Raw genomic sequence first — 13327 nt, 5'->3', positions numbered from 1 at the left:
ATGAGTAATTCTAATCAACAACAAGAGCAGATTAATATTGAGTTAGACGAAAAAATTGCTGAAGGAATTTATTCCAATTTGGCAATAATAAATCACTCTTCATCAGAGTTTGTTTTAGATTTTGTAAGTATCATGCCAGGTATTCCTAAAGCTAAGGTGAAATCAAGAATTGTCTTGACACCACAACATGCTAAAAGATTGTTGAAAGCTATTGGAGAAAATATTCACCGTTTTGAAGTCGCTCACGGCGAAATAAAAGACACTGAACAAGCACCAATTCCGCTTAATTTTGGTCCTGCGGGACAAGCATAATATTCTAAAAAGGCTCCAGAAATGGAGCCTTTTTTATTTATAACCAATTCTTAAATGAAACCAACAACTGTAGTTCTCTTTATTTTTTAGAATAGAATAGAGTAAGTCATACTGAATAATCTTTCATGTTGCTACAAATTAAAGGGGAGTTTTTAAATTCTGTAAGTTCAATATTTGCTAATAAGTATTAATCAATTACGGTCCTATATTTTTTTAGGCTGTACTTATCATTGTTTGAACTCTAATAGTTTCTCATAGCTTTGAGTTTGTATATTTATTCTGTAGAAGAATATTAACTCATCGTTAAATCTTCGCTACAAACAGCAAATTTGTGCTTTAAACGATTATTACAGCACTTCATCGGAAATATTTTTTACAAGAAAACAAAAGATATACTTTCGCTCTCGAAATAAAGGAGTGACTTTTATCCTCTGTAAAAAAGCAAATTACTATGAAATACTTTTCTTTGAAAGCAAACAATAAAGCGTTATTTAACCTTGTTATTTTGTTTGTTTTTATTTTATTATCAACTGTTTCTGTTTCTGCTCAGTCTACTAAAAATGTGGTTGATGTGAATTCTATAGAAATTAATGCTAATAAAAAAACAGAAAATGCTTCAATAAGTTCTTCTTCTAATAATATGAATTTTGTGTTGTGGTTTATGGGTTCAAAACAAGATCCTAATAGCACAATTTCTAAAGAAGGAACAAATACAAAAAAACAAATTATTACTTCGGGCGTAGCTCCTAATCGTTTACTAATAAAATCATTTTTGAAAAAAGCAGTAAATTTAGATAGTATGCTTGCATAGTCTTAAACTAATTTTAAGTTATAAAAAAAAACGCTAACTCTCAGAGTTAGCGTTTTTTTATGCGGGTGTGTTAAAATTGATTTTCAAAAAAAAAAATTTTCTCCAAACAGAAATTTACTCAAATTCAGAAGTAAAGAATAACTTAACATTTGGATATTTATTTTGTGTCATCTGTATTGTAAAATCAGAATCAGCTAAGAATACTAATTGTCCATACTTGTCATGAGCCAAGAATTTTTGTTTGATTCTTCTAAATTCTTTAAACTCTTCGCTTTTTGGGTCGTTTGGTTTTACCCAGCATGCCTTGTGAACCGGAAAATTTTCATACGTACATTTTGCACCGTATTCATGTTCTAAACGATATTGGATAACCTCGTATTGAAGTGCTCCAACTGTTCCAATAATTTTTCGGTTATTCATTTCCAAAGTAAATAGCTGCGCTACACCTTCATCCATTAACTGATCAATTCCTTTGTCCAATTGTTTGGCTTTCATTGGATCGGCATTGTTAATGTATCGAAAATGCTCTGGAGAGAAACTCGGAATTCCTTTGAAACTCATGATTTCTCCTTCGGTTAACGTATCTCCAATTTTGAAATTTCCAGTGTCGTGCAAGCCAACAATATCTCCAGGATACGAGATATCTACAATTTCTTTCTTTTCTGCAAAGAAAGCATTTGGACTGGAGAATTTTAAGTTCTTCTTTTGGCGAACGTGATAATAGGGTTTGTTTCTTTCAAAAGTTCCAGAAACAATTTTTATAAAGGCCAGACGGTCTCTGTGTTTTGGATCCATATTGGCATGGATTTTAAAAACAAATCCAGTCATTTTCTCTTCTTTTGGATCTACTAATCGTGTTTCTGAATCTTTTGGTCTTGGCGATGGAGCAATTTGAACAAAACAATCCAATAATTCTCTAACTCCAAAATTATTCAATGCCGAACCAAAAAATACAGGCTGCAGTTTTCCGTCCAAATAGTCCTGACGGTCAAATTTAGGATATACTTCATCTATCAGCTCTAGTTCTTCACGTAATCTATCAGCGGGTTTTTGACCGATTATTTTCTCTAATTCTGGATTTTGAACATCGGAGAAAGCAATTGTTTCTTCAATGTTTTTACGATTGTCTCCACTAAATAAGTTGATATTTTGTTCCCATAGATTATAAATTCCTTGAAAGTCATAACCCATTCCTATCGGGAAGCTTAATGGTGTAACGGTTAAACCCAGTTTTTGTTCCACTTCATCCATCAAGTCAAAAGCATCTTTTCCTTCTCGGTCTAATTTATTGATGAATACGATAATTGGAATTTTTCGCATTCTACAAACAGCAACTAATTTCTCTGTTTGTTCCTCAACACCTTTGGCAACGTCAATTACAACGATAACGCTGTCAACAGCAGTTAAAGTTCTAAAAGTGTCCTCGGCAAAATCCTTATGTCCCGGAGTATCAAGAATGTTTATTTTTTTGTCTTTGTAATTGAATGCTAAAACCGAAGTAGAAACCGAAATCCCTCTTTGGCGTTCAATTTCCATAAAGTCACTGGTAGCACCTTTCTTAATTTTATTATTTTTTACGGCACCTGCTTCTTGAATCGCACCACCAAAAAGGAGGAGTTTCTCAGTAAGTGTTGTTTTTCCGGCATCAGGATGTGAGATAATCCCGAAAGTTCTTCTGCGTTGTATTTCTTCTAAAAAGCCCATATTTGTATAAATAGTCTGCAAAAGTACTATTTATAAATGCCAATTAAAAAAATTGTATACTCTAAATAGAGTAGGTGGGTTTTGAAGTTGCAATTCATGCGATTTTAATTCAATATTAGAATTGTGAAGATTAATAGCAGAAAAAAAATAAGGCTATCTTTTCAGACAGCCTTTATGATATTTAGATGTTACATGTTGATTGACCAAACAGAATATCCATTTGGCGGACATTGAATTTTTACCCATTTGTCAGCTTGAGTCGTTGGCAACCAAGTAGAATTTCCTGTGAAATCTTTAATTTGAGCATTAACCCAATTTGTCTGAATCCATCTTTCTTGCCAAGTGGATGAATTATTAATGTAAACCACTAAACCAGGATTTCCGTTGTAGCCGTTTCTGCGAGCGATATATTCATCAGTATCAGTATATAAAATAGAAGTAGTTCCTGTTCCTTTATTGTTGTGAATCCAAATAAGATTATTCAGTTTTGTTTTATTCAACCACTCTTCATAATCTCTGTAAAAAATAGTTGGATATCCCTCGTGAGTTAAAATATATGCGTACGCTAACTCTTTTTTCCAAATTTCATCGGTGTCATGATTGGAGACGAAAGTAACTGCTTTGTATGGGTTTCTTTTCCACATCATGTCATCATTAAGAATATTAAGATTGTTTCCATCGAAGGCATCATTCATTTTGTAGTAACAGGCAAAATCAAAAACAGAACTATTAGCATTATTAGCCCACCATTCTAATGTATTTACGTTTGCATCCCAGTATTCCCCAACAGAAAAACCACCTACGTTTGCATTCCAGTCTTTGACAACCCAAGGACCGAAGCCTTTCACGTAATCAAATCTCCAGCCATCAAATTTCATCGTGTTTTTATAATATTTACCTACTCCGTCTGCTCTTTTCCAAAGCCAATCTTGCACATTTGGTACCACGTGAGCTAAGTCAGGAAATCCTCCGAAAGCGCCTTCATCATTATTTCCATAAGAATTTTTATAAAAATCAGCGCTGGTCCTCTTGAATTTCCCAGAAGCGACACTGGTAAAATTAGTGTACGTTTGTGTTCCTGTAAAAGGATTGCTTTCTAATTGTCCGCCGCTGTTGTGGTTAAGCACCATATCAGCATAAACCTGCATGTTTTCTGTATGTACTTTGGTGATTAAGCTCTCTAATTCTGTGCGGGAACCAAATCTTGTTTCTACAGTACCATTTTGATTGTAATTTCCAAAATCAAAATAATCTGTAGGATCATACCCCATAGAAAATGGTCCGTTTTGTGCTTTTGAAACTGGAGGAAGCCAAATGGAACCAATACCAGCATTTGACCAAGCAGTTATTTTGGCGTTAACAGTATTCCACCAGTTTCCGCCAGCAGGAACATCCCAATAGAAAGCCTGCATCATAACACCACCGCCAGGATTTGCAACATATCTTCCGGTTGTTGAATTAGTTGATTTTCCCGTGCTGAATGGTTGTCCGTCGTGATGTGTAACATTGATTACTTTGAATTGTGATGCTTCAGCAGCTGAATCGGTTGTCAGATTGTCATTCGAATTACACGAATACATACCAACTAATAAGACTGATAGCAGATACGCTTTAAAATTTTGTTTTTTCATAAATGAATAAATTAGGTTAAGTAATAGATTTTGGAGTAACAATAGAAAGCATTATGATTCCTAGAAATTTATTTTTTATTTAGTGGTTTTTAAGATTTGAAATAAAATCTCGTTTTGTTGAAATCAAAAAAATAAATTAAATAATTAGTATAAATTTATTTTTATGTTTAATATTTTGATAAAAAAGCACTTTTTTAGCTAATTTATACAAATTCCTACACGATGAATATGAGGATTTTTTTTATTCTTTTCGAAAACGTTGTAGTGTTAACAACTTTTAAATCATTACTCTTAAAATGAGAGTTTTAAAGGTCGTGTTTTTCTTTTTTGAGAGATAAGCATATAAAGAATTACAACACTTTGTGTAAAAACTAAAATAGTGCCTGAAAGGAAAAAGTTGTCGTTGAGAGTAGAAAAAAACAAAAAAGAAGTGAATTTATTCACTCATATTGGAGAAATATAGAATTATAATTTCAGTTTTTTAATTTCTAAAATCCAGTTTTCATATGTTTTAGGTGCTGAAAAAGAGAATAAATAAACCCGTTAATAAATTTTTGTTAATAGTAGGTAGGAAACTTGTATTATGTAATTGAATTGTTATTTTTGTTCGTTTTAAATTTTAAGAATGGTAAGAAATTGTATTGTAAATTCAGTTCGATTCTTTATTCTTAAAATGTATATTTGCCAAAATTATTACTGTCTTTGAAGAATAGCTTTAAACACAGAAAAATCGATACTTTACAATAAACATAAATTATAAAAATGCCAATAAAAAAATTACAAATGAAATCCATTAATAAAATTGCACTTACTTTTTTTCTTTTGCTTTTTTCAAGTGTTATAACAAGTGCGCAAGAAATTATTAAGGATACCGTTATTGTTCCTGTAAAAAAAATCCAATCAAATGGGAAACAAAAAATTGATGGTGTAATTGCTACTGTAGGAGATTATATTATCCTAGATTCTGATATTGATAAGTCGTATCTTGAAATTGCAACTCAAGGAGGTTCTGTAAAAGATATTACAAGATGCCAGATGTTAGGGAAGTTATTGGAAGATAAATTATATGCGCATCAAGCCATTCAAGATAGTATCGTAGTGACGGATGCCGAAATAAAAGGCATGATGGAAGATCGATTGAACTATATGGTAGAACAAATTGGGTCTTTGGAAAAAGTAGTGCAATACTACAAGAAAGATTCTGAGGAAGAATTTAGAACTTATTTCTCTGATATTTTAAAAGAAGGGAAGTTAACATCTGAAATGCAAAAGAAAATTGTCGATGCTGTAGAAATTACTCCTGAAGAAGTTCGTAATTTTTTCAAAAAAATACCTACTTCAGATCTTCCTTTTTTTGGTGCAGAATTGGAAGTGTCCCAAATTATAATTACACCTAAAGTTTCAGCTGAGGATAAGCAAAAAGTCATTGATAAATTAAATGGGTTCAAAAAAGAAATAGAAGAAGGTTCAAGTTTTTCTACTAAAGCAGTTTTATATTCGCAAGATCCGGGGTCAAGATCAAATGGTGGATTTTATAAAATGAATCGAAAAACACCGTTTGTCAAAGAATTCAAAGATGTTGCCTTTAGTTTAGCTGAAGGTGAGATTTCTGCTCCATTTGAAACAGATTTTGGGTATCACATTATTTATGTAGAAAAGATAAAAGGACAAGAAGTAGAATTACGTCACATTTTATTGTCGCCAACCGTTACTGAATCGGCTCTGAATGAAGCGAAAGAAAAAATTACTTTGATTAAAAAAAGAATCGAAGACAAGGAAATTACTTTTGAGGAAGCTGCAAGAACGTTATCTGATGAGAAAGAAACTAGAGCAAATGGTGGTGCTTTAATTAATCCAAAAACACAAGATACACGTTTTGAATTGACAAAAATGGATCCTGCTTTTTACAGTCAAGTATCTAATTTGAAAGAAAATGAAATTTCAGCTCCAATATTAGATCAAGGAGAAGAAGGGAAGAAGAAATTCAAATTAATTACGGTGACCAATAGAATTGATGAGCACACTGCAGATTATGCAAAGGATTATATTAAAATCAAAGATTTGGCATTGAAAGACAAACAAATTACTACTATTGGAAAATGGTTTGATGAGAAGATAAAAGAAACGTACATCAAAATTATTGGAGAATATAGAGATTGTAGTTTTACCAACAATTGGCTTAAAAAATAGAATTTTCACTACTCTTTGGGATTGAATAGAAATAAAAATTTTTTCGTTAAATAAATAAAAAGAGTTAGTTTTATGATTTCATAATGCTAACTCTTTTTAATTTTAAATACTTTTATAAATGTCAGACGTAGCAGCAATACATAACTTGGTTCAAAAAAGGAATGAGCTAAAAAAAGAAATCGCAAAAATTATTGTAGGTCAGGATGCTGTGGTAGACCAAATTTTGCTTTGTATTTTTTCCGGTGGTCATGCCTTGTTGGTAGGTGTTCCCGGATTAGCCAAGACTTTGATGGTGAATACACTGGCACAGGCATTAGGTCTTGATTTCAAAAGAATTCAGTTCACGCCAGATTTAATGCCTTCTGATATCCTTGGAAGTGAAATATTGGATGAAAACCGTCAATTTAAATTTATAAAAGGACCTATTTTTTCGAATATTGTTTTGGCAGATGAAATAAATCGAACTCCACCAAAAACGCAAGCTGCATTATTGGAAGCCATGCAGGAACGTTCTGTTACTATAGCAGGAGAAAATTATAAATTAGACTTGCCTTATTTTGTTTTGGCGACACAAAATCCAATTGAACAGGAAGGAACATATCCTTTGCCTGAAGCTCAATTAGACCGATTTATGTTCGCTATAAAATTAGAATATCCTTCTTTTGAAGAGGAAGTTCAAGTGGTGAAACGAACAACATCGGATGCTAAAAGTAGTATTAATCCATTGTTTACTGCTCAAGAAATTATTGATTTTCAACATTTGATTCGCAGAATTCCTGTAGCGGATAATGTAATTGAATATGCAGTGACATTGGTTAGTAAAACACGTCCTGATAATCCATTATCGAATGAGTTTGTTAAGAATTATCTGGATTGGGGAGCAGGACCAAGAGCATCGCAGAATTTGATTTTGGCTGCGAAAGCCAATGCGGCTTTTAATGGAAAATTTTCTCCAGATATTGAAGATGTAAAAGCTGTGGCAACCGGGATTTTGCGTCATCGAATTATTAAGAACTACAAAGCCGATGCCGAAGGTATTAGTGAAGAAACTATTATTCAGAAGCTAATGTAATAATTTTTTTATATTGGGAAGAAAGCCAAACAGATTTCTAAAATCTGTTTGGCTTTCTTGTTTTTACTAATATGTTGGTTTGACCAAAAAGAGTCTTTATAAATACAACTACAACGTTGTAAATGATAATTTAGAAAGGTTCTTAGCTCAAAGTAGTGTAAAATCTCACTCCCTAAGTGACATTAAATTTCAACTTTCTCAAAGAAAAGATTTTAAATTATTGATAATTCATTATTTTAATTTAAAATTGAATTTTTGACAATAAAAAGCAGTGAAACTCTTTATTTTGTAATAATAATTTTTGAAAAAGCTACATCTATTATATTTTTTTTAATTCTCGGCTTTAATTCCTAAATTTGCGTAGAAAAAATAAAAATACCAAGAAAAGACTTTTATTATGAATATTTATAAGGATTACATTCAAGAGATTGAAGAACGAAAAGGCCAAGGGCTTCACCCTAAACCAATTGATGGCGCTGAATTATTAAGCGAAATCATTGCGCAAATTAAAGATTTAAATAACGAGTATAGAGCAGATTCTCTTAACTTCTTTATTTATAATGTTGTGCCTGGAACTACTCCTGCGGCTAATGTAAAAGCTAAATTTTTAAAAGAAATCGTTCTAGGCCAATCAGTAGTTGCTGAAATTACACCTGCTTTTGCCTTAGAATTATTATCTCACATGAAAGGGGGTTCTTCGATTGAAGTACTTCTTGATTTGGCATTAGGAAATGATGTTGCAATTGCAAAAGAAGCAGCAAAAGTTCTTAAAACACAAGTATATCTTTATGAGGCAGATACAGATCGTTTAGTTAATGCATTAAAAAGCGGTAATGAAATAGCAAAAGAAATTTTAGAGAGCTATGCTAAGGCTGAGTTCTTTACTAAATTACCAGAAATAGCAGAGGAAATTAAAGTAATTACTTTTATTGCTGGTGAAGGAGATATTTCAACCGACTTACTTTCTCCAGGAAACCAGGCACACTCACGTTCAGATCGTGAATTGCACGGTAAATGTATGATTACACCTGAAGCGCAAGCCGAAATTAAAGCATTACAAGCACAACATCCAGACAAATCGGTAATGTTAATTGCTGAAAAAGGTACAATGGGAGTTGGTTCTTCAAGAATGTCAGGTGTAAACAACGTAGCTCTTTGGACTGGTAAACAAGCAAGTCCTTATGTTCCGTTTGTAAACTTTGCTCCAATAGTTGCAGGAACAAACGGAATTTCTCCAATTTTCCTTACGACTGTAGATGTTACTGGTGGTATTGGTTTGGATCTTAAAAACTGGGTGAAAAAATCAGATGAAAATGGTAACGTTCTTCGTAATGAAAGCGGTGACCCTATTCTTGAGGAAGTGTATTCTGTTGCTACTGGTACTGTTCTTACAATCAACACAAAGAAAAAGAAACTTTATAACGGAGATAAAGAATTGATTGATATTTCTAAGGCATTTACGCCTCAGAAAATTGAATTTATAAAAGCGGGTGGGTCTTACGCAATTGTATTTGGAAAAAAATTGCAAACATTTGCATCAAAGACTCTTGGTGTAGATATTGTACCTGTATACGCTCCGTCAAAAGAGGTTTCTGTTGAAGGACAGGGTCTTACAGCAGTGGAAAAAATATTTAATAAAAACGCAGTTGGTTCAACTCCAGGTAAAGTTTTACACGCTGGTTCAGATGTTCGTGTTACCGTAAATATTGTTGGTTCGCAAGATACAACTGGTTTGATGACTTCACAGGAATTAGAGTCTATGGCTGCTACTGTGATTTCGCCAATCGTTGATGGTGCTTATCAATCGGGTTGTCATACTGCTTCAGTTTGGGATAATAAATCTAAAGCCAATATTCCAAGATTAATGAAATTCATGAACGACTTCGGTTTGATCACAGCTCGTGACCCAAAAGGCGTTTATCATGCAATGACTGATGTAATTCACAAAGTACTTAACGATATTACTGTAAACGAATGGGCTATCATCATCGGTGGTGACTCTCATACAAGAATGTCTAAAGGTGTTGCTTTTGGTGCAGACTCAGGAACAGTTGCTCTTGCATTGGCTACTGGAGAAGCTTCAATGCCAATTCCAGAATCTGTAAAGGTAACATTCAAAGGAGATATGAAAGGGTACATGGATTTCCGTGATGTGGTGCATGCTACACAATCTCAGATGCTTAAAACATTTGGTGGAGAGAATGTATTCCAAGGAAGAATTATTGAGGTTCACTTAGGAACTCTTAATGCGGATCAAGCCTTTACGTTTACAGACTGGACTGCAGAAATGAAAGCAAAAGCTTCTATCTGTATTTCTGAAGATTATACTTTGATTGAGTCATTAGAGATGGCAAAAGGTAGAATTCAGATCATGATCGATAAAGGAATGGATAACAAAAATGAAGTGCTGAAAGGATTGATTGCTATTGCTGATAAGAGAATCGCTGAAATTATTTCAGGTGAAAAACCAGCTTTAAGACCAGATGCAAATGCGAAGTATTACGCTGAAGTAGTTGTTGATTTGGATGTAATAGCAGAGCCAATGATTGCTGATCCAGATGTGAATAATGCAGATGTTTCTAAACGATATACTCACGATACAATCAGACCACTTTCTTTTTATGGCGGTGTGAAAAAAGTAGATCTTGGATTTATTGGATCGTGCATGGTTCACAAGGGTGATATGAAAATCCTTGCTCAAATGCTTAAAAATATAGATGAGCAAGAAGGTAAAGTAGAGTTCAAAGCGCCGCTAGTTGTAGCTCCTCCTACTTATAATATTGTTGATGAATTAAAAGCAGAAGGTGACTGGGAAATTTTACAAAAATACTCTGGTTTCGAATTTGACGATAATGTTCCTAAAGGCGCAGCGCGTACTTCATACGAAAACATGTTGTACTTAGAACGTCCAGGTTGTAATCTTTGTATGGGTAACCAAGAAAAAGCTGCTAAAGGAGATACTGTGATGGCAACATCTACTCGTCTTTTCCAAGGAAGAGTTGTTGAAGATGCTGAGGGTAAAAAGGGAGAGTCATTACTTTCCTCTACACCAGTTGTGGTTTTATCTACAATCCTTGGTAGAACGCCAACAATAGAAGAATATAAAACAGCAGTGGAAGGGATCAATCTGACTAAGTTTGCGCCTTCTCATAAGTTATTAGTTAAATAATTCACATAATTAGTTAATTATAGTTTAAAAGCCTGTGTCTAATGACTCAGGCTTTTTTTATACTCTATTTTTTTGTATCTTGTATGTCTAAAATAAAATAGTAACAATTATATATAAATCTTATGGCTTTTGATATTGAAATGATTAAAAAAGTGTACACAAATATGACATCTCGTGTGGACAAAGCACGTGAGATAGTTGGTCGGCCACTTACTTTAACAGAGAAAATTTTATACAACCACCTTTGGGATGGAATGCCGTCAAAGGCTTTTGTAAGAGGTGCGGATTATGTTGATTTTGCTCCGGACAGAGTTGCTTGTCAAGATGCAACGGCTCAAATGGCATTGTTGCAATTCATGCATGCAGGTAAATCTAAAGTGGCTGTTCCTACAACAGTACACTGTGATCACTTGATTCAAGCTAAAGTTGATGCAGTAACCGATTTGGCCAGAGCAAAAACACAAAGTAATGAAGTGTTTGAATTTCTTTCTTCAGTATCTAATAAATACGGAATTGGTTTCTGGAAACCAGGAGCAGGAATTATTCACCAAGTAGTTTTGGAAAACTATGCTTTTCCAGGTGGAATGATGATTGGTACTGACTCTCATACTGTAAACGCAGGTGGTTTAGGAATGGTAGCCATTGGTGTTGGTGGTGCAGATGCCGTTGATGTTATGTCAGGAATGGCTTGGGAATTAAAATTTCCTAAATTAATTGGAGTAAAATTAACTGGAAAACTTTCCGGTTGGACAGCTCCAAAAGACGTTATCCTTAAAGTAGCAGGAATTCTTACTGTCAAAGGTGGAACAGGAGCTATCGTTGAATATTTTGGAGAAGGCGCAACTTCTATGTCTTGTACTGGAAAAGGAACAATCTGTAATATGGGTGCCGAAATTGGTGCTACAACTTCTACATTTGGTTATGATGATTCCATGGGCCGTTATTTGCGTTCTACAAATAGAGCTGATGTTGCAGATGCAGCTGATAAAATTGCTCCATATTTAACAGGTGATGCGGAAGTTTATGCTAATCCAGAATTGTATTTTGATCAAGTAATTGAAATCAACTTAGACGAATTAGAGCCACATTTGAACGGTCCTTATACTCCGGATTTAGCGACTCCAATTTCAAAAATGAAAGAGGAAGCTATCAAAAACAACTGGCCTTTGAAAATTGAAGTAGGTTTGATTGGTTCTTGTACGAACTCTTCTTACGAAGACATCGCTCGCGCAGCTTCAATAGCCAAACAAGTCACCGACAAAAAATTAAAATTAAAATCAAAATTCACTATCACTCCAGGTTCTGAGGTGGTTCGTTATACAATCGAGCGTGACGGTTTTATCGATACTTTCGATAAGATTGGTGCGACGGTATTTGCGAATGCGTGCGGACCATGTATCGGAATGTGGGATAGAGAAGGAGCAGAAAAAGAAGAACGCAACACAATCGTTCACTCTTTCAACCGTAACTTCTCCAAACGTGCCGATGGAAATCCAAACACTTTGGCTTTCGTAGGTTCACCGGAATTGGTAACGGCTTTGGCAATTGCCGGAGATTTAAGTTTCAATCCGTTGACGGATGCCTTAATAAACGAAGATGGTGAAGAAGTGATGTTAGAAGTGCCAACAGGCGACGAATTGCCGAAAAACGGATTTGATGCTGAAGACCCGGGTTTTCAAGCACCGGCAGAAGATGGTTCAGGTGTTCAAATCGCGGTTAGTGAAACTTCAGAAAGATTACAATTATTAGCGCCATTCTTACCTTGGGATGGGAAAAACATTACAGGTGCTAAATTATTGATCAAAGCTTTCGGAAAATGTACAACAGATCACATCTCTATGGCTGGACCATGGTTGCGTTTCCGTGGACATTTAGATAATATTTCTAATAATATGTTGATTGGTGCTATCAATGCATTCAATCAAAAACCAAATACAGTGAAAAATCAGTTGACTGGTACTTACGATGCAGTTCCTGCTGTAGCACGTGCTTACAAAGCAGCCGGTGTTCCTTCAATTGTGGTGGGAGATCATAACTACGGAGAAGGATCTTCTCGTGAACATGCTGCTATGGAGCCTCGTTTCCTAGGTGTGAAAGCGGTATTGGTAAAATCATTTGCGCGTATCCACGAAACAAACCTTAAAAAACAAGGTCTTTTAGGATTGACATTTGCAAATGAAGCTGATTACGAAAAAATTCAAGAAGATGACACGATCAACTTCACAGATTTAGTTGATTTTGCTCCAGGAAAGCCATTAACATTAGAATTCGTTCACGCTGATGGAACCAAAGATATGATCTTGGCAAACCATACCTATAACGAAGGACAAATTGGTTGGTTCGTTGCTGGTTCAGCATTAAACTTGATTGCTGCTGCTGGAAAAGCGTAAGCATTTCAATAATATATTTCTAAAACTCTCAAGGAAACTTGGGAGTTT

General features: G+C 34.4%; 8 protein-coding genes. 6 read left to right on the top strand and 2 right to left on the bottom strand.

The window, feature by feature from the left end:
• Window positions 1-312 carry a DUF3467 domain-containing protein gene (locus tag BMX64_RS00675; protein ID WP_073354716.1) on the top strand — a complete coding sequence of 104 codons (312 nt, stop codon included), beginning with the start codon at window positions 1-3 and terminating at the stop codon, window positions 310-312.
• Window positions 313-763: 451 nt separating this feature from the next.
• Window positions 764-1123, top strand: coding sequence for a hypothetical protein (locus tag BMX64_RS00670; protein WP_091164744.1), 360 nt, complete (start codon window positions 764-766; stop codon window positions 1121-1123).
• A gap of 114 nt (window positions 1124-1237) precedes the next feature.
• On the opposite strand, the gene BMX64_RS00665 is transcribed toward BMX64_RS00670, so the two are convergent.
• Window positions 1238-2827, bottom strand: a complete 1590-nt coding sequence (locus tag BMX64_RS00665; RefSeq protein WP_091164743.1) for a peptide chain release factor 3 — start codon at window positions 2825-2827, stop codon at window positions 1238-1240.
• 188 nt (window positions 2828-3015) lie between these two features.
• Window positions 3016-4458 (bottom strand): alpha-amylase, encoded by a 1443-nt coding sequence (locus BMX64_RS00660; protein ID WP_091164742.1) that lies wholly within the window; start codon window positions 4456-4458, stop codon window positions 3016-3018.
• Window positions 4459-5220: 762 nt separating this feature from the next.
• Between BMX64_RS00660 and BMX64_RS00655 the strand changes: the two genes are divergently transcribed.
• The 4 genes from BMX64_RS00655 to BMX64_RS00640 all read left to right on the top strand — a co-directional run bounded on the left by BMX64_RS00655 (window position 5221) and on the right by BMX64_RS00640 (window position 13279).
• Entirely contained in the window at window positions 5221-6648 is a 1428-nt protein-coding gene (locus BMX64_RS00655) for a peptidylprolyl isomerase (protein WP_091164741.1), read from the top strand.
• 118 nt (window positions 6649-6766) lie between these two features.
• Window positions 6767-7720 carry an AAA family ATPase gene (locus BMX64_RS00650; protein ID WP_091164738.1) on the top strand — a complete coding sequence of 318 codons (954 nt, stop codon included), beginning with the start codon at window positions 6767-6769 and terminating at the stop codon, window positions 7718-7720.
• A gap of 397 nt (window positions 7721-8117) precedes the next feature.
• A complete protein-coding gene (locus BMX64_RS00645; protein WP_091164734.1) occupies window positions 8118-10889 on the top strand; it encodes a bifunctional aconitate hydratase 2/2-methylisocitrate dehydratase in 2772 nt (923 codons plus the stop codon).
• Window positions 10890-11011: 122 nt separating this feature from the next.
• Complete coding sequence (locus BMX64_RS00640; RefSeq protein WP_091164729.1) at window positions 11012-13279, top strand: aconitate hydratase; 2268 nt, start codon at window positions 11012-11014, stop codon at window positions 13277-13279.
• Window positions 13280-13327 lie beyond the last annotated feature (48 nt).

The organism is Flavobacterium sinopsychrotolerans (assembly GCF_900110375.1).
Classification (GTDB): domain Bacteria; phylum Bacteroidota; class Bacteroidia; order Flavobacteriales; family Flavobacteriaceae; genus Flavobacterium; species Flavobacterium sinopsychrotolerans.
Note: the sequence above shows the minus strand (reverse complement) of the source record. Positions and strands in the feature narration are given on the sequence as shown.